Annotated in this window: 19 protein-coding genes and 1 pseudogene; 14 read left to right on the plus strand and 6 right to left on the minus strand. The window is 61.5% G+C overall.

From position 1 onward, the window contains the following. The first annotated feature begins 137 nt into the window (after window positions 1-137). From V3W27_RS17760 to V3W27_RS17800, 9 genes are all read left to right on the plus strand, one after another. Window positions 138-1,532, plus strand: coding sequence for an ethanolamine ammonia-lyase subunit EutB (locus tag V3W27_RS17760; protein WP_330207165.1), 1,395 nt, complete (start codon window positions 138-140; stop codon window positions 1,530-1,532). A gap of 5 nt (window positions 1,533-1,537) precedes the next feature. Then, the gene (eutC, locus tag V3W27_RS17765) at window positions 1,538-2,362 is read left to right on the plus strand and encodes an ethanolamine ammonia-lyase subunit EutC (protein WP_049827902.1); all 825 of its coding nucleotides are present in this window, start codon (window positions 1,538-1,540) and stop codon (window positions 2,360-2,362) included. Between the two features lie 114 nt (window positions 2,363-2,476). Then, window positions 2,477-2,938, plus strand: a complete 462-nt coding sequence (locus tag V3W27_RS17770) for a GNAT family N-acetyltransferase (RefSeq protein WP_003228592.1) — start codon at window positions 2,477-2,479, stop codon at window positions 2,936-2,938. A 346-nt stretch (window positions 2,939-3,284) separates the two neighbouring features. Continuing rightward, entirely contained in the window at window positions 3,285-3,935 is a 651-nt protein-coding gene (locus V3W27_RS17775; RefSeq protein ID WP_041064947.1) for a DedA family protein, read from the plus strand. A 4-nt stretch (window positions 3,936-3,939) separates the two neighbouring features. Beyond that, window positions 3,940-4,752 (plus strand): zinc-dependent peptidase, encoded by an 813-nt coding sequence (locus V3W27_RS17780; RefSeq protein WP_003228597.1) that lies wholly within the window; start codon window positions 3,940-3,942, stop codon window positions 4,750-4,752. Window positions 4,753-4,864: 112 nt separating this feature from the next. Then, entirely contained in the window at window positions 4,865-5,392 is a 528-nt protein-coding gene (ppa, locus tag V3W27_RS17785; RefSeq protein ID WP_008052339.1) for an inorganic diphosphatase, read from the plus strand. Between the two features lie 223 nt (window positions 5,393-5,615). Continuing rightward, on the plus strand, window positions 5,616-6,362 hold the full coding sequence (locus tag V3W27_RS17790) for a S24 family peptidase (RefSeq protein WP_027612915.1): 747 nt from the start codon (window positions 5,616-5,618) through the stop codon (window positions 6,360-6,362). An 890-nt stretch (window positions 6,363-7,252) separates the two neighbouring features. Continuing rightward, the gene (locus V3W27_RS17795) at window positions 7,253-7,813 is read left to right on the plus strand and encodes a hypothetical protein (RefSeq protein WP_330207166.1); all 561 of its coding nucleotides are present in this window, start codon (window positions 7,253-7,255) and stop codon (window positions 7,811-7,813) included. Window positions 7,814-7,828: 15 nt separating this feature from the next. Continuing rightward, window positions 7,829-8,263: a hypothetical protein gene (locus tag V3W27_RS17800; RefSeq protein WP_027612917.1), complete on the plus strand. Its 435-nt coding sequence runs from the start codon at window positions 7,829-7,831 to the stop codon at window positions 8,261-8,263. Between the two features lie 23 nt (window positions 8,264-8,286). Here V3W27_RS17800 and V3W27_RS17805 read toward each other — a convergent pair whose 3' ends face one another. The 6 genes from V3W27_RS17805 to V3W27_RS17830 are packed head-to-tail and all read right to left on the minus strand — an operon-like array spanning window position 8,287 to window position 18,472. Next, window positions 8,287-9,099: a YfaP family protein gene (locus V3W27_RS17805; RefSeq protein ID WP_330207167.1), complete on the minus strand. Its 813-nt coding sequence runs from the start codon at window positions 9,097-9,099 to the stop codon at window positions 8,287-8,289. A gap of 3 nt (window positions 9,100-9,102) precedes the next feature. Continuing rightward, a complete protein-coding gene (locus V3W27_RS17810) occupies window positions 9,103-10,722 on the minus strand; it encodes a DUF2300 domain-containing protein (protein WP_330207168.1) in 1,620 nt (539 codons plus the stop codon). Between the two features lies 1 nt (window position 10,723). Then, entirely contained in the window at window positions 10,724-15,298 is a 4,575-nt protein-coding gene (locus V3W27_RS17815; protein ID WP_330207169.1) for an alpha-2-macroglobulin family protein, read from the minus strand. Next, the gene (locus tag V3W27_RS17820) at window positions 15,295-15,960 is read right to left on the minus strand and encodes a DUF1175 domain-containing protein (RefSeq protein WP_045121987.1); all 666 of its coding nucleotides are present in this window, start codon (window positions 15,958-15,960) and stop codon (window positions 15,295-15,297) included. The genes V3W27_RS17815 and V3W27_RS17820 overlap by 4 nt, the downstream gene beginning before the upstream one ends. Further along, window positions 15,930-17,642 (minus strand): DUF2138 domain-containing protein, encoded by a 1,713-nt coding sequence (locus V3W27_RS17825; protein WP_330207170.1) that lies wholly within the window; start codon window positions 17,640-17,642, stop codon window positions 15,930-15,932. The genes V3W27_RS17820 and V3W27_RS17825 overlap by 31 nt, the downstream gene beginning before the upstream one ends. Before the next feature lie 38 nt (window positions 17,643-17,680). After that, window positions 17,681-18,472, minus strand: coding sequence for a YfaP family protein (locus V3W27_RS17830; RefSeq protein ID WP_330207171.1), 792 nt, complete (start codon window positions 18,470-18,472; stop codon window positions 17,681-17,683). Window positions 18,473-18,752: 280 nt separating this feature from the next. Here V3W27_RS17830 and V3W27_RS17835 point away from each other — a divergent pair. The 5 genes and pseudogenes from V3W27_RS17835 (at window position 18,753) to V3W27_RS17855 (ending at window position 25,146) form a co-directional block, all read left to right on the plus strand. Beyond that, window positions 18,753-19,899, plus strand: a pseudogene (locus tag V3W27_RS17835) (Fic family protein). Between the two features lie 105 nt (window positions 19,900-20,004). Continuing rightward, window positions 20,005-20,247 carry an exodeoxyribonuclease VII small subunit gene (locus V3W27_RS17840; protein WP_003228627.1) on the plus strand — a complete coding sequence of 81 codons (243 nt, stop codon included), beginning with the start codon at window positions 20,005-20,007 and terminating at the stop codon, window positions 20,245-20,247. Continuing rightward, a complete protein-coding gene (ispA, locus tag V3W27_RS17845; RefSeq protein ID WP_247268912.1) occupies window positions 20,244-21,131 on the plus strand; it encodes a (2E,6E)-farnesyl diphosphate synthase in 888 nt (295 codons plus the stop codon). Before V3W27_RS17840 ends, ispA begins: the two co-directional genes overlap by 4 nt. A gap of 91 nt (window positions 21,132-21,222) precedes the next feature. Next, complete coding sequence (gene dxs, locus V3W27_RS17850) at window positions 21,223-23,121, plus strand: 1-deoxy-D-xylulose-5-phosphate synthase (protein WP_027612927.1); 1,899 nt, start codon at window positions 21,223-21,225, stop codon at window positions 23,119-23,121. Window positions 23,122-23,262: 141 nt separating this feature from the next. Then, window positions 23,263-25,146 (plus strand): TonB-dependent receptor domain-containing protein, encoded by a 1,884-nt coding sequence (locus tag V3W27_RS17855; protein ID WP_330207172.1) that lies wholly within the window; start codon window positions 23,263-23,265, stop codon window positions 25,144-25,146. Window positions 25,147-25,244: the final 98 nt, after the last annotated feature.

The raw sequence follows: 25,244 nt of genomic DNA on the forward strand, positions 1-25,244 counted from the left end.
ATCCAATGTGGGAGCGGGCTTGCTCGCGAAGGCGTCGTGTCATCCAACAACGATGTCGTCTGACACGACGCTTTCGCGAGCAAGCCCGCTCCCACAGGGAGACCGAGTTACCCACAGAATCAGGAGGACACCGCCCCATGGCCGCATTTGCCCATTCCGTCGGCGCCCAGACCTACCGCTTCGACAGCCTCAAGGACGTCATGGCCAAGGCCAGCCCGGCGCGCTCCGGTGACTTTCTGGCCGGCGTTGCCGCGCTCAATGACGGCGAACGCGTGGCTGCACAAATGGCGCTGGCCGACATCCCGCTCACGCATTTTCTGCAGGAAGCGCTGATTCCCTACGAAGCCGATGAAGTCACCCGACTGATCATCGACACCCACGACAAACAAGCCTTCGCGGTGGTCAGCCACCTCACCGTCGGTGGTTTCCGCGATTGGCTGCTCAGCGACGCGGCGGACGAAACCAGCCTGCGCGCCCTCGCCCCCGGCCTGACCCCGGAAATGGTCGCCGCCGTGTCGAAAATCATGCGCGTGCAGGATCTGGTGCTGGTGGCGCAGAAGATCCGCGTGGTCACAAAATTTCGCGGCACCCTCGGCCTGCGCGGGCGCTTGTCGACCCGGCTGCAACCGAACCATCCGACCGACGAACCGTCCGGCATCGCCGCGAGCATTCTCGACGGCCTGCTGTACGGCAATGGCGACGCGATGATCGGCATCAACCCGGCCACCGACAGCATCGCCTCGATCTGCGCGATGCTGGAAATGCTCGACGCGATCATCCAGCGCTATGACATCCCGACCCAGGCCTGCGTGCTGACCCACGTCACCACCTCGATCGAGGCGATCAACCGTGGCGTGCCGCTGGACCTGGTGTTCCAGTCGATTGCCGGCAGCGAAGCAGCCAACGCCAGTTTCGGCATCAACCTCAACGTATTGCAGGAAGGCTATGACGCGGGGCTGAGCCTGAAGCGCGGCACTCTGGGGCAGAACCTGATGTATTTCGAGACCGGTCAGGGCAGCGCGCTGTCGGCCAACGCCCACCACGGTGTCGACCAGCAGACCTGCGAAACCCGGGCCTACGCCGTGGCGCGGCATTTCAAGCCGTTTCTGGTGAATACCGTGGTCGGCTTCATCGGCCCGGAATACCTCTATAACGGCAAACAGATCATCCGCGCCGGCCTCGAAGACCACTTCTGCGGCAAGTTACTCGGCGTGCCGATGGGCTGCGACATCTGCTACACCAACCATGCCGAAGCCGATCAGGACGACATGGACACCCTGCTGACCCTGCTCGGTGTCGCCGGGATCAACTTCATCATGGGCATTCCCGGTTCCGACGACATCATGCTCAACTACCAGACCACCTCGTTCCACGATGCGCTCTACGCCCGTCAGACTTTGGGCCTGAAACCGGCGCCGGAGTTCGAGCAATGGCTGGCGAACATGGGTATTTTCACCCAGGCGGACGGCAAGGTTCGCTTTGGCAACAACCTGCCGCCGGCCTTCCGCCAGGCGCTGGCGCAACTGGGATGAGTGTGATGGAAAAACCGCCTGTCGACCCGCAAAACCCATGGCTGGAACTGCGCCGCCTGACCCCGGCGCGCATCGCCCTCGGCCGCACCGGCACCAGCCTGCCGACCAGCGCCCAACTGGATTTCCAGTTCGCCCACGCCCAAGCGCGGGATGCGGTGCATCTGCCGTTCGATCATGCCGGGCTCAGCGCGCAACTGAGCGAGCGCGGGCGCGAGACCTTGTTGCTGCACAGCGCGGCGACCGATCGCAACAGCTACCTGCAACGCCCGGATCTGGGGCGCAAGCTCAGCGACACCTCGGCGCAGAGCCTGCGGGATTACGCGCAGGCCAACCCCGGCGGGGTCGATCTGACGATTGTGGTGGCGGACGGTCTGTCGGCACTGGCGGTGCATCGGCATACCCTGCCGTTTCTGACCCGCCTGGAGGAGCAGATGAGCGCCGACGGCTGGTCGCTTGCCCCCGTGGTGTTGGTGGAGCAGGGTCGAGTGGCCATCGGTGACGAGATCGGTCAGTTGCTGGGTGCAAAAATGGTCGTGATGCTGATCGGAGAGCGTCCGGGCCTCAGCTCGCCCGACAGCCTCGGTTTATATTTCACCTACAATCCAAAAGTCGGGCTGACCGATGCCTACCGCAATTGCATCTCCAACGTGCGGCTTGAGGGCTTGAGCTACGGCATGGCGGCGCATCGCTTGCTGTATCTGATGCGCGAAGCCTGCCGGCGGCAGCTGTCGGGGGTCAATCTGAAGGACGAAGCACAGGTGCAGACGCTGGAGTCGGACGCCGGTGCGGACATGAAGGGAAACTTCCTGCTCGATCCGCCCACAACCTGAACCGTTTCCGCATTGCGTTTCTGCGCTGCTTTCAGGCAGGATCGATGCACGGCCGCAGGGTTTCCCATCGCCGTCAGAGCAGTTGAAGACAGCCACTTGAAGACGAGACCTATCATGCGGATTATTCAAGCGACCCTCGAACACCTGGATTTGCTGACCCCGTTGTTCGTCAAATATCGCGAGTTCTACGGTTCCCTGCCCTACCCGGATTCCTCCCGCGCGTTTCTCGAAAAACGCCTGCGTCGCAAGGAGTCGGTGATTTATCTGGCCCTGGCCGATGATGACGACAAGAAGCTCATGGGTTTCTGCCAGCTGTATCCAAGCTTTTCCTCGCTGTCGCTCAAGCGCGTGTGGATCCTCAACGACATCTATGTCGCCGAAGACGCCCGCCGCCAACTGGTGGCCGACAACCTGATCCGCACCGCGAAGAAAATGGCTAAGGAAACCCAGGCCGTGCGCATGCGCGTTTCCACCAGCAGCAACAACGAGGTGGCGCAGAAAACCTACGAATCCATTGGCTTCAAGGAAGACACCGAGTTCAAGAACTACGTGCTGCCGATCAGCGACGAGCTCTAGCGCTCATCAAGGGCCTGTTGTGGCGAGGGAGCTTGCTCCCGCCGGGCTGCGAAGCGGCCCCACCTCAGTCATCTCAACAGGTCAGGCAAATCAAGGCTTGGGAGTGCTCCGCCCTCCAGCGGGAGCAAGCTCCCTCGCCACACCCACCTTGCCGCAACCATCAATGCCTGCCTGACATTTGTTCACACCCCGACATCCCTCGCTACAAAACCAACGCGCTTTTCACCTCTCAGACCGTATAATCCCGAGCTTTCCGGCTTGTAAGAAAAACTACACCCCGCTGTAGGCTTACACCCGAATCATCCGCACAGGCCTGCCGAGTCGGGCCGTCACCACAGGTGCCCCCATGGATTTCAACCCGCTCGACCTTATCCTGCATCTCGATGTGTACCTCGATTTGCTGGTGACCAACTACGGGCCGTGGATCTACGCGATTCTGTTCGCTGTCATCTTCTGTGAAACCGGTCTGGTGGTGATGCCGTTCCTGCCGGGTGATTCGCTGTTGTTCATCGCCGGTGCCGTGGCAGCGGGCGGTGGCATGGACCCAGTGCTGTTGGGCGGGCTGCTGATGCTCGCGGCGATCCTCGGCGACAGCACCAACTATGTGATTGGACGAACGGCGGGCGAAAAACTGTTCAGCAACCCGAATTCGAAAATCTTCCGTCGCGATTACCTGCAAAAAACCCACGATTTCTACGACAGGCACGGCGGCAAAACCGTGACCCTGGCGCGTTTCCTGCCGATCATCCGCACGTTTGCACCTTTCGTCGCCGGCGTAGGGAAAATGCCTTATCCGCGTTTCTTCGCGTTCAGCGTGTTCGGCACCGTGCTGTGGGTCGGCGGTCTGGTGACCCTGGGCTATTTCTTCGGCAACGTGCCGTTCATCAAAAAGAATCTGTCGCTGCTGGTGGTCGCCATCATTTTGCTGTCGCTGGTACCAATGATCATCGGCGTGGTGCGCAGCCGTTTCGGCGGCGCCAAAGTCGAAACCCACTGATCCGATGTGGTCACTGAGCGCCTGGCGTCGCCGGCGCATTCTGGCCAGGCACCCGATTGCCGACGAGATGTGGCAACGGGTACGCCATCACCTGAGTTTTCTCGACGGCATCAGCGCCGCCGAAGACCAATGGTTGCGTGAAGCCAGCGTGCTGTTTCTGGAAGAAAAACACCTGACCGCCCTGCCCGGCGTCGAACTGCATCAGGAACAGCGCCTGCTGCTCGCCGCCCAGGCCCAGTTGCCGCTGCTCAATCTCGGCGACTTGAACTGGTATCAGGGTTTCCACGAAATCGTCCTCTACCCCGACGACTTCCTCAGCCCGCAACGGCATCGCGATGCCAGCGGGGTCGAGCACGAGTGGGACGGCGAGCACAGCGGCGAAGCCTGGCAACAGGGGCCGATCATCCTCGCCTGGCCGGGGGTGATGGCCAGTGGTGGCTGGGAAGGCTACAACCTGGTGATCCACGAACTGGCGCACAAACTCGACATGCTCAACGGCGACGCCAACGGCCTGCCGCCGCTGCACGCCGACATGCGCGTCAGCGACTGGGCCGAGGTCATGCAACACGCCTACGATGACCTCAACCGCCAGCTCGACCGCAACCCCGACGCCGAAACCGCCATCGACCCGTACGCCGCGGAAAACCCGGCGGAGTTCTTTGCGGTCACCAGCGAATACTTCTTCAGCGCTCCGGATCTGCTGCACGCGGCTTATCCACAGGTCTACTTGCAACTGCAGCTTTTCTACCGGCAGGATCCGTTGGGCAGGCTGCGGCAACTTCAGGCCACAGACCCGGTCTATCAGGCGCACGAGTAAGCGCTGCACGACTTCTGGTACGTGGCGTCGACGTAGGAATGTGCCTATAATCGCCGCCACTTTTTGGTCAATCCGGCCAAGTGTTTTTGGTCAACTACGGGGGCAACGCCCAATGAGCTACAGCAAGATTCCGGCTGGCAAAGACCTGCCGAACGACATCTACGTCGCGATCGAGATCCCGGCCAACCACGCGCCGATCAAATACGAAATCGACAAAGACAGCGATTGCCTGTTCGTTGACCGTTTCATGGCCACCCCAATGTTCTACCCGGCCAACTACGGTTACATTCCGAACACCCTGGCTGACGACGGTGATCCCCTCGACGTACTGGTTGTGACCCCTTACCCGGTTGCTCCAGGCTCGGTGATCCGCGCGCGTCCAGTCGGCATCCTGAACATGACCGACGACGGCGGCGGCGATGCCAAAGTCATCGCAGTCCCACACGACAAGCTGTCCCAGCTGTACGTCGACGTGAAGGAATACACCGACCTGCCACCGCTGCTGATCCAGCAGATCGAGCACTTCTTCGCGAACTACAAAGATCTCGAAAAAGGCAAGTGGGTCAAGATCGAAGGCTGGGCTGGCGCTGACGCCGCTCGCGACGCGATCACCAAGTCGGTTGCTGCCTACAAGGGCTAAGCATCTGCTGGCTGGATGACGCTTGAAGAAAACCCCGGTTGATCCGGGGTTTTTTGTGCCTGAAAAACGCCGCTTTAAACAGTGTGTTTATTGCGGACTACAGAAAAGTTTCGAAGTGAGTGATTTCCCACAAGCACGTCTTACATCCAGTCGCAAAATACAGGCTTTTTTTGAACAGCCAGTTTATTCAAACCGCTCTGGCACGGCCGTAGACTCGGTGTTTATGAGAAAGAACACTAGCGGTCCAAGATTCAAGGCACTCCTGGAAGCAGCGAACATCACCACCACGGGATTCGCAAAGTTCTGGGGCACGGAAGCCCAAAACATTCATAACTGGTACACCCGGGGCGTCCCGGCGTATCGCATGGAGGAAGTCTCACGCCTGCTCTCGGTCAACAGCGAGTGGCTGAAAACCGGCGAAGGCAGCAAAGAGTCACCCCGCCTGCAAACGCCTGCCAGCAACGGCGACACCTTCGACGCCCAGTCCGTCAACGGCGTCTATTCCATCATCAACCCCAACGACATCGAACTGCCGTTTTTCAAGGAAACACCGCTCAGCGCCGGCGCCGACAAAACCCACGTCATCCTCGACCCCGAGCAAACCGTCCGCCTGCCCCGCGCCCATCTAGCGCAACTGGAAATCCGCCCAAGCGACGCCATCTGCGCGCACATGATCGGCAACAGCATGGCCGAGCGCATCGAAGACGGCTCCATCGTCGGCATCGACCGCGGCCTGACCCAGGTGGTCGACGGCGAAATCTACGCGATCGAACATGACGGCATGCTGCGCATCAAATACCTGCACCGCATGCCCGGCAACGCCCTGCGCCTGCGCAGCCACAACAGCGCCGAATACCCGGACGAAATCTTCCGCGCAGCACAAATCGATGAGCAGCGGATACACATTCTGGGCTGGGTATTCTGGTGGTCGACCCTGGGCAAACGCCGGCCGGTGGTACCGTTTCTCTGATCGGATACGGATCTTCAACCCTGCACCAACCCCTGTGGGAGTGAGCCCGCTCGCGAAGAGGCCCCGAAAATCAGTACAAATTACGATTTTTGCCCGCCGCGGTGGCTCTATTCCGCAGTTGAGACTGGGAATCCCCGACAAAACTCAGTATCCTGCGCCCCACATTTGCGCATCGCCCCGCTCCCGCGGCCCAGATGACGCCTGACGCGGCAGACCAACGTCTGACCAAGTCCCACAGCCGGACGCAGATCCGGGTGTACGTTTTGAAGGCTGGCGCGGTTTACCAAAAATAAACCAAGCCAGTCCCCGAGAAGCCGGCCACAAGCCGGCTTTTTAATGCCTGAAAGAAACCCAGGCCTACCTCTAGGAAGGCCCACTTGTTATCGTAGCGACAACTTCATTACGGTTTTCCATCGTGGCATTCTTTAAACCCTCTACTGACGACGATCTGAAGCAGCGCTTCGCTGATCAGTATCAGTCACCGCTCAAAACAGAATTGAATTTTGTAGAGGATAAGGCTCTCATCGCTGCAGTCACCAAACGCCTTGTAGCTCCTCAAAGGGTCAAGATAAGCCTGGATGACCTGTAACTTCGAATACCCAGAGTGCTAAATCCCGCCAAGCGCAAATCCCAGTGTTTCTATCCTCATCCTCCGGCCGGATTACGGTACTGAGTCCTCATGGGACCTCATGGAATTGACCTGCTCCCATTGCAAACCTTGCGTTCTTTATACCTGAGCCTTTCGCAAGATTAACCGGGCAGCGCCCGCCACTCAGGCATCGCAATAAGCCATTAGCACATCCGCCCTAATTGCCCCGCGCCCAACCTCACCACTAAATTTCCATTCTGTTTTTGTGCATTACAAAAGCGCCAAGGAATGGAGCAACACCATGTCGTCGTTTTTCAAACTCACTCAATCCGCTGTTCTGCTGACCGCACTCCTGACCGCTACCTCTTCAGCCATGGCAGAGGAGCAGAAGCTCGTCGGTGACTGGTGGATCATTTACGGCAACGGCGTTCCCCACAAGAACATCATGTATGTCGCCGACAGCACTTCAGTCGTGCCGTCGAAGCAGACCAAGGGGGCCAAGTTGGTCGCCGTGACGCTGGTGTATGAGGAACCCGGCAAACCGATGATCGATGCCTACAACCTCGAAGTTCAGTGTTCGACGAACAAGGTCCGAATGCTCAATGGCCAGTCGGTTGATCGCATCGCTTACATGATGCGCAACCTCAAAGTTAACGACCAATGGCAGCAGCCGAAGGAGTTCTGGGTGCAGCGCACCAGCGAGTTCGTTTGCTCACCTGCCAAAAAGGACATGATCGCGCTGGGCAAGATGGAGTACTTGCAGATGATTCAGGGCCTGCAGCAGATGTTCTTCAAACTGGCGCCGATTCAGGAGAAAGGCCAGATGATGGATAACCTCGACTCGATCCTGGGCAACAAGTAAGCGGCGGGAATTACGATGAACCCATGGACTAAAACGTTATTGGCGCTGCTGATAACGCCCGCTGTTTTGCTGATCAATGGTTGCCACTTGATTGCCCAGTCGCGCTGGGAAGGACGCGATGTGCAGGAAGCGCTCGATCTGTTCGGCAAACCCGACTCGATGAAAAAACAGACCGGGGCCAACGGCGAGAATCTGGCTGTGCTCACCTGGTACAAATCGTCCAGTTGGACCACCACGGAAGCGGCCGGTACTTCAATGAATCACACCGGTAACGGCATGGTTTACACCGAGTACTACGAGACGGTCGGTCACAGTTCCGATTGCAAACTCGAAGCCACCGTCAACAAGGCGAAAAAGATCGTGCTGTTCAGGATCGAAGACGGAAAGATCATTCACGGCAAGTGCATCAACGTGCCGTTCGTGCCTGGTTACATTCCGCCCGGTTTCTAGTGCAACCCTGAGCAGGCTGCTGCTCAGGGATAGCTGAACGATTTCACCAACGTCAGTTCACCCACCGCCCGCATCGGCACCACAAACGTCTCCATTTTCTCGCTTGGCGTGCCTTCCTCGGTAATCACCGTCACCTGCGCCGTGGTCAGCGGCTGCACCGCCTCTTCGCCGCCCTCGTCATCCCCGCGATAACCACCGCCGAAGTAGTTCACATACACCAGATATTGGCCCTTGATCGGTGCCGGCATGGCGAAGATTTCCGGGCCGTAGCCGGTGGTGACGTCGACGTCGAGTGCGGCGCCATTGGGTGCGACGCGGTCGCCGTACCAGATGTGCGCGCCGTCGGGGGTGATCAAGTGCAGGTCGAGGTCGGTGCCGTCGCTGTCCCAAGAGAGCAGCACGCGCAGTTTGGCCGGGGTGGCGCTGCCGCTGGTGTTGAGGAATTGCGTGCGGTGGCGTTGCTGGCCGTCGGGGCTGCGCACTTCGACGCTGTTGCTGCCGTTGGGGAAGGAGAACGGGCGGTCGAAGCGGCCACTGTCGTCGATTTTCAGCGGCATGCTGACACCGTTGACGATCAGCCGGCCGGGATCCTTGCTCTTGGGGGTGGCTTTGATCTCGCCGCTGATGCGGGCAGTGTTGGCCTGGCCGACCGGGGTGTTGACCGAGGAGGCCGGGTAGTTGACGGTCTGGCGGAAGTTCTCGCCTTCGCCCTCGGGCGCGCCGGTGCGCCAGCCGCCGACCGGGGTGTCGAGTTTGACGCTGTCAGCGGCCATTGCCATCGGCCATGCATTGAACGCGCAGAGCAATAGCAAGACCTGTGGATAACGGAGTGTCATGGTCTATTCCAGCAAGAGGTGACGGGCGAGCCCTTCGATGTAGGTTTCATCCTGGCCATTGGGATGTGCTTCAAAGGCCAGGTGCAGATATTCGTGAGTCAGGTCGAGGCGATCCTGCAGAGTCAGCACGCCGCGCACGTAGATGCGCTGGCGCTCGCGATCGACAAACGGGCGGCCGAACGCCAGTTTGCACACGGCAAAGGTGCTGACTTCGTTGTAGCCGGTTTCGCTTTCCAGTGTCGGACGCCAGCCGCGACGCTGCTTTTGCAGCCAGTCTTGCGCGGCGGGCAACGCTTCGCAGGAGGCCACCGGGTTGTCCCAACGGCTGAGGCTGGCGCGCGGATAGGCGTGCAACAGAATCGCGTCGTAGCGTTGACCGGCGTTGGCCTGTTCGACGGCTTGTTGCCAGGCGAGTTTGTCCGGGCCGGGTTGATCGGAGTGATAGGTGACGGTGCTGCCGGCCAGCACCAGATCCGCGGTCCACGCCGCGATGTTGCGCGACTCGGCGGAGGCTGGGCGTGGGGCGACGCGCTGACGGTTGCTGCTGTCGTCGATGCTCAGGCAATCGCCGTTGCGCGTGGCGTTTTGCAACAGATAGGTGCGGATCGCCACGGCCAGTGCCTTGGCAGCTTCGGCGGGTTCAGGTTTGGCTTCGCGCTCAAGGACGCGGGCGACGTATTCTTCGCGATCAAGTCTGGCGACCAGTTTGTCGTTGAGCAGAAACATTTCGCTGGCGCTGTGGATATCCAGCGCATTGCCGTTGGCGAACTCGACGCGGTAGTCGCCTTGCAACGGGCCGGAAGACACCACCCGATCCCCTGCCAGAACACGCGTCAGCGGATAGCGCGAGAACAGTCCGACCTCTACACAACGCCCCGCTTCCGCCGGCCACGATGAAGGCAACACCATCGCCAACGCCTGCCCGTAATGACGCAAAACCATCTGACTGGTGCCACGCCCACCGGCCCAGATCGGCGAGCCGTCCGCCGTCCAACCGGCGAAACCGCCCTGCCGCGATTGCGGATCCTGATCGCCGAGCCAGCTCCAGGTTTTCACCCGCAAGCGCCCGCCCAGCTCACCGACGACATTGCCGTCCGCCGCATTCAGCACGACGTCGAGCAACACTCGGCGCATCTGCTCCTGCGCTGGCAGCACCGACAACACCTTCAGCAAGTCAGTCACGGAAACCCGAGTAGCCGGTTGCACGGTCGGCAAATCCAGCAACCACGACGGCGCCTGCCGCGCCTGCCAATAGGTGCGCCAATCGGCAGCAGCGATGCCCAATCGCGCCGGCTCAAAGTACAAGCCGCAGGATTTGACCAACGCCTGATCACGCTCGATCCTGCCGCCCGCCGAGCAGCAATAAACCTCTTCCTTCGACTGCCCGCGACATTCATACGCTGGCTCGCGCGCGCCGGTATCCACCAGCCACGCATAGACGAACAATTTCCACAGACTGCCCAGCGGCGTTTCCAGCGTCGACGGCAACGGTTCGCGAGCGATCAGTTGCGTGTGATTCAACGACAGCAACTCGCCCTTGTACGCCAGCCGCAACGGCTCATCCTGCGCCGTCGCCAGCGCAGGCATCACACACATCAACAGCCACAGCAGCGGCCGGTTCATGTCAGTTGACCGTGACCTGACCGAGGGCGGCTTTCGCTTCCCGGGCCTGATGCTGCGGCGCATAGACCTGAGTGAAGCGCACCGGCGGCAGGTTGAACTGGCCCTTCTGCGAGAACCGCACCAGATGGCGCAGACGCAATTCGCCGCTCAGCGCATCCACCGGCACCGCGTAGGCCAATTGCCCCGGTTCGAAGCGCGCCTTTTCCAGCGCGGTCGGCTCGGTGCCGTCCTTGCCCTGCAACTTGATGCCCCAAGTGGTGCGCTCGACGTCGGCGCCCGGTGGCAGCGGCACTTCGAGCATGCCGTAGCGCAGCGGTTTCGGCGCCTTGCTGGTGAGGATCACTTCGTCCAGATACAGGCTGTCACTGGAGAGCGGTTTGCTGCCGACCGGCTCCAGTTTGAAGGTGAACGCTTCATCGCCCGGCACCAGTCGCGACAGGCGCCGGGTGATGGTCACGGCCATTGGATCGACGGCCGGTTGCTGGGTCTGGAAGCTCAGCGCCGCGCGCAACGGACGCTCCTGAGTGCCGGACACCGACAACACGCTCGGCACCGGCGTCGCACCCTGCCAGGTCCAGTACATCTCGCCGGTGGCGCCGTAGTTTTTCTTCCAGCCTTCACCCGGCATCAGCGCGATGGTCGGCGAGGCCTGGGCGATGCTGCGTTGCAACCAGCTCAGCGCCAGCGCACGTTCGAGGGTCGATTGCTGTGGCAACAGACGTTGCAACAACGCCGTCGCCCGCGCTTGATCAAACGGTTGCAGCGACAGGTTCAGCGCTTCGGCAAACGGCTGCGAACTGACCGCCAGACGCTGTTGCGCCGCGCCAACCTGACGGTTGAATGCCTCCGGCAACGCGACTTTCGACTGCGTGGCCAGCGACGCGGTCAACACCCGCGCCGCCGCCAGACCGAGCGCCGAATCCGGGTCGCTCATCACCAGGCTGTCTTCGCCGTCGTCCATCAGGTTTTCGGCATTGCCCTCACCGGCCTTGGCCAGATCGTCCATCAAACCGCTGAGCAGGGTATTCACCGGCAGGTGCATCTGCTTGGCGAACGACAGAATCAGTGCCCGCTGCAGCAGCGGCGTGTTCGGCGCTTGCTTGGCGTAGACCTCCAGCACTCGCTGCCAGTGCTCCGGTGGCAAGGTCAGTTCCAGCACCTGACTGGCGTTCCAGTCGGCGTAGTAGGCGTAAGCGGTGAGGAACGCGTCCGGCTCGCCGTCGAAGCCCCACCAGGTGAAGCTCGCCGACGGCCCGGCCATTTGCACCAGACGCAGACGGCTGTTCTGCATGATCAGGCGCAGGCGATCGCGGATCTGCGGGCTCGACGCCAGCGACGGATAAGCGATGCTCAGCGGCAGCAAGCGGCTGGCGGTCTGCTCGACGCCGCCGTACGGGTAGCTCAGCAGATCGTCGAGCGCGGAACGGAACAGCGCTTGCGGACTGTCATCCAGACGCAGGCGAATGTCGGTGGCGTCCGCCGGCAGGCTCAACGGGGTGTCGCCGCTGGCCACGTCGAGGCTCTGGGTTTGCGTGACTTGCCAGCCGTCACCGGTCGCGCTCAGGCGCACGGCGAGGGCGTCAGCGGTTTTGCCATCCTGCACCAGCTCCGCTGTCCACTCACCGGTCGCCAGGGCGAACGCTGGCAGCGGCACGTAGTTGATGCCGTTGTTCAGGGTTACCGGCAGGCGTTGTTCGGCGCCAGCGTAATGGGTGACCAGCTCAGCCTTGACCGGTTTTTCGGCCTGGCTGAAGGCAAACACACCGAGTTGCGGCTGATCGCCCTTGCGGAATTTGCTCGGCCCGCTCCACTTCAGGTACAGCGGTTTTTCCGAACGGACGAACTGCTTCTTCTGCCCGACCTGGCCGTCATCGGCGATAGCCCGGGCGGTGATGCGCCAGCGGGTCAGCGAGTCCGGCATCTTGAAGGTGAAACGGGTTTTGCCGTCGGCACCTGTGAGCAATTCCGGCTGCCACGCGGCGGTGTCGACGTCTTCACGACGTGGGCGCTCCAGCACTTTCACCCCACGTTCGCTGCGGTTGGCCTTGCCCGGCGCGCCGGGGCTGCCCGGCAACGCCACGTCGTAACTGATGAACGACAGGCTGGCGCTGGTGCGCACATTATTGCGACGCGGGTGGTAGAAGAACTGGTCGATGGTCGGCGCGACTTCCGGTTGCAGCGCGTAGACCATTTCATCGACAACACTCACCGTCAGATGCGCCGGAACTGCTTTACCGGCGAACTGCGTAGTCAGGTCGACGGTCACCGTGTCGCCCGGCAGATACACCTGTTTGTCGGTGCTGATCGCCACGTCGATTTGCGGGGCAATCACTTTGATCCCGGCGTTCTGGAAGCTGTACTGCCCGCCCTTGGTGTAGAGCACCGAGAAGGTCAGGTTCGGCGCGAAATTGTCTTTCACCGGAATCCGCGCGCGGTATTGGGTGTCGCTGAGTTTTTCCAGCTTCAGCCAGTCGCCGCCCTTGGCCAGCAGCGCGGTGGCCTCGACCTTATCGCGCTCCAGCGACAGCAGTGCATCGCTGACCGGCTCAGGGAAGGTGATCAGTGCCAGCGCTTCATCGCCGGCCTTGTACTCGGGCTTGTCGAGGACGATTTCCACAGTGCCCGGCACCGCTTTGACACCGTCGCCGGTGACCGAATGGCCGGTGGCGCCGAGGACGCGACCGTGTTGATCTTTCAGCGTCAGGTTGTAAGTACCCGGACGTTCAAAGGCCAGACTAAAGCCTTTGTCAGTCGCCGCGAGTTTGCCTTCGCCAGTGCTCTGGTCTTCCAGACGCACCCAGCTGTAGCTGCTCGGGGTCACGGCTTTGCTCTGCTCGCCGCCGCCCTCGTTGGCGTAGCTGAACGCGACTTTGTCGTTGACTGCGCTGAAACGTTGCGGCGCGCTCAGGCGGAAGCTCGCGGCGCCACGGTCGATGAGGATTTCCTTGGTGGTCTTGACCCGATACGCCGCGCCGTCGCTGGCGAACACGGTGAGCATGTAACGGCTCGGTTTGTCGGCGGCCGGCAGGTCGAGGGTCGCGTTGCCCTTGCTGTCGGTGGTCAGTTCAGTGCTGGTCAACTCCACCGGGAATTGCCCGAGGTATTGCAGCTCATTGTCGACCATCGACAGTTGCTGGGCACGCAGGCTCAGGCTCAGTTTGGCGTTGGCCACCGGTTTGCCGTCCGGGTACAGCAGCACCAGACTGCCCTTCACCGGCTCGCCGGTGCGGTAATCCTGCTTGGCCAGGTTCAGCGAAATCTCGAAGTGTGGCTTGATGTACTCGGCCACGCGGAAGGCGCTGCTGTAGGCCTGATCCTTGTAGTTGAAGCGGATCTCGTAACCACCGGCCACAGCGTTGTCCGGCAACTGGAACCGGCCCTGGGTACCAGCCCTGGAATCGAGTTTCAGGTCGAGGCGTTGCAGCTCGGTGCCGGTGGCATCAAGCACACTGACGTTGACGTCAGCAGCGCCCGGCAGCACCGAATCCCGCGCATTCTTGAACTCGCGACCGACGATTTTCAGCGACACCCAATCCCCCGGGCGATACAGCGGTCGGTCGGTGAACGCATAGAGTTTGGTGTCGTAGATTTCGCTGTCGTAATAGAAGTTTTCCGAGACGAACACCCCGCCCTCTTCGTCCTCGCCGATCACGAACGAGCGCTCGGGGCTGACGTGTTTCAGGCGCAGCAAACCATCGGCATCAGTGGCACCGCTGCTCATCACGCCGAGGCCGTCAGTCCACAGCACATTGACCTTCGGCACCGAACTGCCTTCGTGTTTGCGTGCGGCCCAGACCAGCAATTCATCACCGGCAATCTTGCTCACCGCCACGGTGTTGGAAACGAAGACCATGGTGGTCGCGCGATACTTGCCGATCAGCGCTTCGACCAGGTACAGGCCCGGTTTCAGCTTGCCCAACGGGATGTACACGTTACCCGGCGCAACGCTGACGAACTCGCTGGAAGACCCGGCCAGATTGACACCGGCCGGCGGCTGGATCGGTTTGGCCTGCCACAGCGGATAACGGAACTGGCTGACCACCGGCAGACCCGGAATCAGCGCGAATTGCGGCTGCGCGTCGTACGGGGTTGGCGCGGCGATGGCGTTACCCATCTTCAGTTCCGGCACTTCCTCGGTGACCTGCTTGCGCGACTCGTAGGAGAACGCGCGCTGCATCACCCGCCGCGATTTGCGGTACCAGTTGTCCCACAGGTACGCGAGGGTGTTGGACAAGCCTTCGCCCTTGAACTGACCGTCGCTGACCACGCGGTGCAGGTTCTTCTGACGTTTGAGGAAATCCAGCGGCTTTTCGATGCGATACACGCGAATGTCGGCGCCGCCGTAAGGCTCCATGCGGAAACGACGATAGTCCCGGCCCGGCGCTTCGAGACGAACCATCGCTTGCTCGTCGGCGGCGAAACTGCTGTCGGCCAGCAGGAAGAAGCTTTCACCAGAGACCGGCGTGTAGCCGCTCGGCTCCACCGAATCTTCAGCGTTGACGGTCGCCAATGGCAGCAACAGCGCCAGCAGCAGAGGAATTCGAGCGCAGAGTCGCAGCATGCGGGCACCGGTCATTGGGAGAGAAAGTTCAGTCGATAGACGCCGATGAAGTTGGGGTTGGCTGCGTCGGGTATCCATCGGGTGTCCTTCCATGTCATGAGTTGCTGCAGGCTTGCCGAACGCATGCCGTTGTCAGTGGGGGTGGTCGTGCCGGTGTGATAGGCGATGTAGCGGCCCATCCAGATCATCAGGTGCTGGTCGTCGCCCTGATCGAAAAACATCAGGTCGCCAGGGCGTGCCTGGGACACGTCGCGGCTGACCAGATGGCTGTTGAACTGAATCAGTTTGATCGCGTTGACGTACGGCCCGACCTTGCCGCCGCCCTGCTGCCATTGCTGGGCGAGCTTGCGCTGCTCGTCGCTGAGCGTCAGCTCCGGCGGCAGGTAGCGATTGGACAGGCCATTGCTGCGCAGCCACTTGTCGTCGTGGACTTTAAGCGCTTCGTTGGCGGCGAAACGCACAAGGCCTGCGCAGTCCTGCTGATACCAGCGCGGGCTCGGGCCCTGGCTCAGTTGTTCCTGAGCGATGCGCACGAACCAGGCGCGGAACACCTGGGACTGCGCCGGATCCAGCGCCGGCGTTTCGACGGCTCGGGCGCCCGCGCTGAGCAGTAGCGCGAGCAGGCCGAGGCTGCGGATCAGTGTCGTCACAGCGCTTTCCACTCCAGCGGCAGCCATTGCCAGTGGCCGTCAGGCTCGCTGCCTTCCGGCAGGGTCAGGGCGTATTTGCCGTAGCCGCCGAGGATGCGCAGTTTAGGGATCAGGTAGGTTTGCGCGGCGTTAAAGAACACCGGCTCCATGTCCTGCGGCAGGCTGTCGAGGGTTTCCTGCTGCATCAGTTGCGCCATCGAATCGGGGCCGAAGTAGATCGGCATCAGCACATCTTTCGGCAGCACGTCGGCCATCGGCGGGAAGCGCTTGTCGAGAGTACCGAGAGCCTTGTCCACCAGTTTGTCGTCGAGGGAAAACAGCAGCGTCGAACCGTGACGGGCGAGGCTGACTTTCATGAACGCTTTACCGCTGATCGCATCCGGATTCTCGGCAGTCTTGGCGGCGTACGGGCCGAAACTGGAGCTGACCTGACGCTGCCAGACATGACTCTGGCCTTCCTGTTTCTCGACCACCGGGAATGCGTGTTCATCGACATTCGTCTCGTAGGCGCCCACCATCGAACCGAACAACGTGCCCAGATCGCCATCGAGCTTGCCGCTGTCCTCGTCCTTCAGGCTGGCAACCAGCAACGGCGTGTACAACCGCGAATCGGCGTACCAGCACAGGCCCGCCGCGCCAGCCACGTGTTCGGTGAGTTTCTGCGCCACCGCTTCGTCGGCGCCGAGTTTCACCAGCAGCGGTTTCTGCGGTTCGGCCGCTACCGGCAAGGTCACGCAGGCACTGGCGCCCAGCGGCATGGCTTGCCACACCGGTTTGAAATCGAAGTCCGGCTGATTATCCAGTTCGTCCATGGCGAGGTAGCTGTGCCAGCCCTTGTCGTCCATGTCGAAACGCAGCCCGGCGAAGTTCGGGATGAAGCGCTGATAGCCCATCGCAAGGACGCTGGAATTGACCGACAGACGCTGTTTGATCTCCGGCGCCTTGGCCGGCAGACCGAAGGCCTCGGGGAACAGTTTGTCGCCGTTGAGCAGCGCTGCCAGCGCTTGCGGCGAGACGTGCCCGGACTCTTCCGATTCGCCGCTGGCCGGGTCGTAATATTTGTTCGGGTTGGACAGCACCACCAGTTTGTCGCCGCGCGACGCGAACAGCAGCGATTTGCTGGCGTTGTAGCTGAGCTGGTACAGCGGTACTTCGTCACCGCCGACCTTGAGGCTGCCGAAGACGCTGAGTTGCGAATCGTCCAGCGCCACTTTCGCCAACGGTTCGAGCAGTTTCGCCAATCCGCCGCGATCCATCACCAGCAGGAAATCCTTGAGCCGGCCATCGGCGCCACGCCACAACGCGACGTCGGCCGGTTGATCGAAAAGCTGCTCGATCAGGCTGTCCTGCAGCTTCAGGTCGTGTTCGTAGATGATCCGCCTCAGGCTACCGATCAGCCCCAGGCGGTCGGCGTGGGTTTCGTAATAGAAGACGAAATCCTCGGTGAGCGTGGCCTTGAGGAACGGCACCGTCAGCAGGTCCTTGGGCAACTGGCTCAGGGAGCGGGTTTCCAGCAGCGCGTCCGGCCTGCTCAGGCCGAGCTTGTCGCTGGCCAGTGCCGCCGCCGGCACCTTGGGCTTGTGCAGCAGCCAGCCAAGACCACCGGCCACCCCGGCCACCAGAACTAGGCCGATCAGTAGCGCCGGCCAGCGCCGGGAAGGTTGGCCGGCAGGTGTCGGGACGGCCGGAGAAGCAGCGTTATCACTCATGTTCACAAAACCCGAAGTTCATCCGTGGAGCGGGATGCTTAATAGTTGAAAGTCTTGACCAGCAGCAGATCACCGATCGCCCGCAGGGGCACGATGAATGTTTCGCGTTTTTCGTCGACCGTGTTTTCGTTGAGCACCAGCGTGATTTGCGAGGTGATGACCTCGTTCTGATTGCTGGCCTCCTCGAAGTTATAGCCGCCGTCGCCGAAGTTGCCCCAATAGTTGACGTAAACCAGATAGGTGCCATGCAGCGGCGCGGTCATGGTGAACATTTCCGGGCCGGGGCCATCGACGCCGTCCGGGTCCAGACCGCCGCCGTTGGTCAGCGCCGTATGGGCGAAAAACGCGTGCTGGCCGTCCGGGGTGATGATGTGCAGGTCGAGCTCGGCCTTGGGATCGTCCCAGCCGAGCACCACACGGATCTTCGCCGGGGTGCGCAGGTTGTTCGCTTCATAGAACTGCACGCGCTTGAGCGACTGCCCCTCGGCGCTGCGCACTTCGACACTGTTGGAACCGGCGCCGAACGCATAGGGCCGGGCGAACCGCCCGTCATCGTCGGTGTACAGATTCAATGGATTGCCGTTGACCGCCAGCGTGTGCGGCCCGCGCTGATTGCCGATGGCCTTGAGCTGGCCCTGAATCATCGTGCGATTGCGCTGAATGCCGCGATCGATCGGCGGCGTGGGGTAGGCGACTTGCGGGTTTTCACTGCGGTCGAGCAGACCGTTATAGCGCCAACCGCCCACCGGTTCCGACAGCTCGGCATTCGGCGCTGCCAGCAGCGCAGGCGCGCAGGCCAAACCGATCAGCAGCCAAAGAAATGAACGCATGTAATGCCTCCTGCCATGCCTGAACGAAACCTTGCACCCGATCCTCGGTACTTCACAGCGGTGGAAACTGCGTTTCGTCTGAAAGACCCGTGACTATGGGGTCGTAGAAGGCGCGAAGATTAGCGATTCGGCAGTTTTTTAACAATCGGATACATGTGGATTTGCGGTGGGAATCACGCCGTAAAGTAGACGGTGAGCCGAATAGCCGTCATATTCGGCTCACTAAATGAGCCGAATAGCATTTCTATTCGGCTCACGCCCCTATTACAGGCAGTAACCGATGACCACTCAATGGATCTGGCAGCAGCCGGATTGGCCCGACTTCAACTGGCAGGCAGAACGTCTGGCGCCGCTGCTGCGTGAATGCGTTCAGGCACAAGGCCAATTGATGGGCATGGCTGGATCCGTAGGCAACTCCCTGAGCGCTCAGACCGAACTCGACGCACTGTTGCAAAACATCGTGACCTCTTCGGCCATTGAGGGTGAGCAGTTGAATGTCGGCTCGGTGCGCTCGTCATTGGCTCGACGCCTGGGGCTGGAGTTGCCCGATAGCGATAAAGTCAGTCAACGGAGCGAAGGCCTGGCCCAACTGATGCTCGATGCCACGCGACGCTTCGCCGAACCACTGACGCTGGGAGCGATTACTGGAATGGCATCGATGGCTGTCTCCGGACCAGGAAAGCGACTTCACCGCAAGGTCGATGCATGTCGGTGCGCTTCGCGGCGAGGAGCCGATGCAGGTAGTTTCCGGTCGTCTCGACCGTCCCACTGTGCATTTCGAGGCCCCTGCGCGCCAAGGTCTCGAACGACAGGTGGATAAATTTCTCGCCTGGTTCGAGGCCAGCCAGCATCAAACAGCGCTTGATCCTTTGCTACGTGCCGGCATCGCGCATTTCTGGTTTGTCACGCTGCATCCGTTTGATGACGGCAACGGTCGACTGACTCGGACCATCACCGATCTGGCGCTGGCGCAAGGCGAAGCACAGGCCATCCGGTTTTACGCCATGTCGGCCAGCATCCTCGATGACCGAAGCGGCTATTACCGAGTGCTTGAGGCCAGCCAAAAGGCCACGCTGGACGTCACCCAATGGCTCACCTGGTTTCTGCAGACTCTTTTACGCAGTCTGCGGCAAGCCATCGCGCGTATCGAAAGTGTGCTGGGTAAAACCCGCTTCTGGCAGGCGCACCGTGAATCCGAGCTTTCGGTGGAGCAGAGTAAAGTGCTCAATCGTTTGCTTGACGGTGGAGAGCGCGGGTTCGAACACGGTATCAGCGCGGCGCAGTATCAGGCGGTGACCAAGGTTTCCAAAGCCACGGCGACGCGACATCTGGCGGAGCTGCTAGAGAAGGGTTGCCTGCAGCGTATGCCCGGAGGCGGACGGAGCACGCGATACAAAATCAATTACCCGGACAATTCCTCGAATTGAACCGCTGCCCCTGTGGCGAGGGCTCGCTAAAGCCCCACTCATTTGCCCATAACCCCCCTATCTGCTAGTGTCGCGCCGGTTTAACGTCAACCGGAAATCGCCGCCATGGCCCGCAAAAAAGCTGCACTGGATTTCGAACAGTCCCTCGCCGACCTGCAAACACTGGTCGAGCGTCTGGAGAACGGTGAATTGTCGCTGGAAGACTCGCTGACCGCTTTCGAGCAGGGCATCGGTCTGACCCGTGACTGCCAGGCAGCGCTGGCCCAGGCCGAGCAGAAGGTGCAAGTGCTGCTGGAGCGCGATGGCGAACTCGCCGAGGAACCCTTCGACGCGGAACAGCCAGAATGATTGCGGCGTATTCGGCGACCAGCCAGGCGCGGGTCAATGCGGCACTGGAAATCCTCTTCAAGGCTCCGCTGCCGGAGCTGTCGCGCCTGTATGAGGCGATGCACTACAGCGTGATGATCGGCGGTAAACGCGTGCGCCCGCTGCTGGCCTACGCCGCGTGCGAAGCGCTGGGCGGCAAGGCTGAACAAGCCAACGGCGCGGCCTGCGCAGTTGAGCTGATCCACGCTTATTCGCTGGTTCACGACGATTTGCCGGCGATGGACGACGACGATCTGCGTCGCGGCCAGCCCACCACCCACAAGAAATTCGACGAAGCCTGCGCGATTCTCGCCGGTGACGGCTTGCAGAGCCTGGCGTTCAGCGCCCTGCTCGACCCGCGCCTGAGCGATCTGGACGCTGACATCCGTCTGCAACAGGTCACGGCGCTGGCGCACGCGGCCGGCCCGGCAGGCATGGTCGGCGGTCAGGCCATCGACCTCGGCTCGGTCGGCCTGAAGCTGGATCAGCAAGCGCTGGAGCAAATGCACCGGCACAAGACCGGCGCGTTGATCGAAGTCAGCGTCAAGCTCGGCGCCCTGGCCAGCGGCCGTGCCGAGCAGGATCAACTCAAGGCCCTGCAGACTTATGCACAGGCCATCGGTCTGGCCTTCCAGGTGCAGGACGACATTCTCGACGTCGAAAGCGATACCGAAACCCTCGGTAAACGCCAGGGCGCCGACATCGCTCGCGACAAACCGACCTACCCGGCCCTGCTGGGACTGGACGCGGCCAAGGTCTACGCTCTGGAACTGCGCGATCAGGCCCTGCACGCGCTGCGACCGTTTGACGCGGCAGCCGAGCCTTTGCGCGACCTGGCCCGGTATATCGTCGAGCGGCGCAACTGAACGCCAACCTGCCAAAAAAGACCAACGCGTGGGCAGGGGGCGATGCATCAGGTAAACTGCCGCATCTTTTATACCTATAACGATTCGCCTGATGCCCACGACGTTTCATGAGATTCCCCGCAAGCGCCCGACCACGCCCCTGCTCGACCGCGCGAACACGCCGGACGGCCTGCGCCGGTTAGGCGAAGCCGAGCTGGAAACCCTGGCCGATGAGTTGCGCCTGGAATTGCTCTACACGGTCGGCCAGACCGGTGGGCATTTCGGTGCCGGCCTGGGCGTCATCGAGCTGACCATCGCGTTGCATTACGTCTTCGACACCCCGGATGACCGGCTGGTGTGGGACGTCGGTCATCAGGCGTATCCGCACAAGATCCTCACCGGTCGTCGCCAGCGCATGGAAACCCTGCGCCAGAAGGACGGCATCGCCGCCTTCCCGCGTCGCGCCGAGAGCGAGTACGACACCTTTGGCGTCGGCCACTCCAGCACCTCGATCAGCGCAGCGCTGGGTATGGCGATTGCCGCCCGCCTGCAAAACAGCGATCGCAAGGCGATTGCGGTGATTGGAGACGGCGCGCTGACCGCCGGCATGGCTTTCGAGGCGCTGAACCACGCGCCGGAAGTCAACGCCAACATGCTGGTGATCCTCAACGACAACGACATGTCGATCTCGCGCAACGTCGGTGGCCTGTCCAATTATCTGGCGAAGATTCTTTCCAGCCGCACCTACGCGAGCATGCGCGAGGGCAGCAAGAAAGTCCTGTCGCGCCTGCCCGGCGCCTGGGAAATCGCCCGTCGCACCGAAGAATACGCCAAAGGCATGCTGGTTCCCGGCACCCTGTTCGAAGAGCTGGGCTGGAACTACATCGGCCCGATCGATGGCCACGATCTGCCGACCCTGATCGCCACCCTGCGCAACATGCGCGATCTGAAAGGCCCGCAGTTCCTGCACATCGTCACCAAGAAAGGCAAAGGCTTCGCCCCGGCGGAAGTCGACCCGATCGGTTACCACGCGATTACCAAGCTCGAACCGGTCGACGCCCCGGCTGCTGCGCCGAAAAAGGCCGGCGGGCCGAAGTATTCGGCGGTGTTCGGCGAATGGCTGTGCGACATGGCCGCGGCTGATCCGCGCCTGGTCGGGATTACCCCGGCGATGAAGGAAGGCTCGGACCTGGTGGCGTTCAGCGAACGTTTCCCGCTGCGCTACTTCGACGTTGCGATTGCCGAACAGCACGCCGTGACGTTCGCCGCCGGCATGGCCTGCGAAGGCGCCAAACCGGTGGTGGCGATCTACTCGACGTTCCTGCAACGCGGTTACGACCAGTTGGTGCATGACGTCGCGGTGCAGAACCTCGACGTGCTGTTCGCCATCGACCGCGCCGGTCTGGTGGGCGAAGACGGCCCGACCCACGCCGGCAGCTTCGATCTGTCTTACCTGCGCTGCATTCCGGGCATGGTCATCATGACCCCGAGCGATGAAAACGAATTGCGCAAAATGCTCACCACCGGCCACCTGTACAACGGCCCGGCGGCGGTGCGCTACCCGCGCGGCACCGGCCCGAACGCGACCATCGACAAGGATCTCGAGCCGATCGAAATCGGCAAGGGCATCGTCCGCCGCCAGGGCAGCAAAGTCGCCCTGCTGGTGTTCGGCGTGCAACTGACCGAAGCGCTGAAAGTCGCCGAGAAGCTGGATGCGACCGTGGTCGACATGCGCTTCGTCAAGCCGCTGGATGAGGCACTGGTGCGCGAAATCGCCGGCAACCACGAATTGCTGGTGACCATCGAAGAGAACGCGGTCATGGGCGGTGCCGGTGGCGCGGTCAGCGAGTTCCTGGCGCGCGAGAACATCCTCAAGTCGATGCTGCACCTGGGCTTGCCGGACATTTACGTCGAGCACGCCAAACCGGCGCAGATGCTGGCCGAGTGCGGGCTGGATGAAGCGGGAATCGAAGCCTCGATTCGCGAGCGCCTGGAACTGCTCAACAAGTAACACGCAATACCCATGTGGGAGCGGGCTTGCTCGCGAAGGCGTCGGATCAGTCGATGATGAGTGGACTGATACACCGCCTTCGCGAGCAAGCCCGCTCCCACATTTGATTTGTGTACATCAGAAATACCCACGGGAACACCGATGAACCTCTCGCGCCTCGCCCTGCCCCTCCTCCTGCTGCCAGCCGCCAGCGCCCTCGCCGACACCTTCGAACGCGACGAAGCGCTGAAGCTGCCTGACACGCTGATCAGCGCCAACCGCCAGGTCGAAGCGCGCAACGACAGCAGCGCCGCCAACACCGTGTTCACCCGCGAAGACATCGACCGCCTGCAACCGGGCAGCGTCACCGATCTGCTGCAGCGGGTGCCGGGTGTGCAAGTAGCGCAGGCCGGTGGGCGCGGTAGCCTGCCGGGGATCTACATTCGCGGCACGCAATCGGCGCAGAGTCTGGTGCTGGTCGATGGCCAGCGCATCGGCAGTTCGACCTCCGGCGACAGCAATCTGCAGCACCTGAACATCGACCAGATCGAACGCGTGGAAGTGCTGCGCGGTTCGCGCTCAGTGATTTACGGCAGCGATGCGATTGGCGGGGTGATTCAGATCTTCACCCGGCGCGGCACCGAACAAGGCCTGCAGCCGCGCTTGCACGTCGGCTTCGGCAGCAACCAGACCTGGGAACGCAGCCTTGGTCTGTCCGGTGGCGATGACAAAACCCGCTTCAACCTTGGCGCCAGCCTCGATGACACCGCCGGTATCGACCGCACTCACGAGTCGTACCCCAGCGACAGCGATCATGATGCCTACCGCAATAAATCCGTCAGACTGAGCCTCAGCCATGCGCTGACCGATGACATCGAAGTCGGCGCCAACCTGCTGGATAACCGCGGCAAAAGCGAGTTCGACAACCCGTTTGGCCGCTTTGATACGACCACTTTCGAGTCGGTGCAACAGCAGCCTTACAGCGACTTCAACGTCAGCAATATCAGCAGCTACATCGATGCGCGGGTCAACGAAATCTGGAAAACCCGCGTCGAATTCGGCCACAGCGAGAATCGCGAAAAAACCTTCGACAAGCTCAGCGACGAGCGCACAGTGTTCAATACCTATCGCGACTCGGTGAACTGGCAGAACGACCTGACCCTGGATGCGCGCAACAGCCTGATCCTCGGCGGCGACTGGTACCAAGACCGGGTCAACAGCAGCACCGCATTCAACGAGGACAGCCGCTGGAACCGCGCCGCTTTCATTCAGCATCGCTATCAGGCCGACAGTTTCTCCACGGAACTGGGTCTGCGCCACGACGACAACCAGCAGTTCGGCAGCCAGAACACCTGGAGCGGCACCTTCACCCTGCCGCTGAACCCGGACAACGATCTGTTGCTGAGCTACAGCGAAGGCTTCCGCGCGCCGACCTTCAACGACCTGTACTACCCGGATTTCAGCAACCCGGATCTGAAGCCGGAAACCTCGAAAAGCTATGAGCTGCAATGGCGCAGTCAGTTGAGCGATAGCAGTCGGCTGGAGGCATCGATTTACCGCACTGATCTGCAAGACGCGATCATCTTTGGCAGCAACTCGCGCCCGGAGAACGTGGCCTCGGCGCGGATCAATGGCTTTGAAGCGGCGTTGAAGCAGGAACTGTTCGGCTGGCAGAGCAGCCTCGGTGTGGCGTTTATCGACCCGCGTGATCGCGATAGCGGGCACACGTTGGCGCGTCGTGCGCGGCGCACGATGAGTTGGGATCTGGATCGACAGTTTGACCGGTTGGGCGTCGGCGCGAGCTGGCAATTGGTCAGCGGCAGTTACGACGATCTGAACAACACCCAGCCGTTGGGTGGCTACGGCACGCTTGGACTGCGCAGCAACTGGGCGCTGAATCGCGAGATCAAACTGGATCTGAAGGTCGATAACCTGCTGGACAAGGGTTACAGCCGTGCGCTGTACAGCTATGACGGCAGCCAGTATGGCTATCGCGAGGAAGGTCGGGCGTGGGTGTTTGGGGTGACCTGGACACCGGGGCTCTGATCCGGAATTGACGCTGTTTTGACTGACCTCTTCGCGAGCAAGCCCGCTCCCACAGGGGTAACGCATTCCAACTGTGGGAGCGGGCTTGCTCGCGAAGA

This window comes from Pseudomonas sp. AM14(2022), assembly GCF_036346455.1.
In the GTDB taxonomy this organism is placed as follows: Bacteria; Pseudomonadota; Gammaproteobacteria; order Pseudomonadales; family Pseudomonadaceae; genus Aquipseudomonas; species Aquipseudomonas putida_A.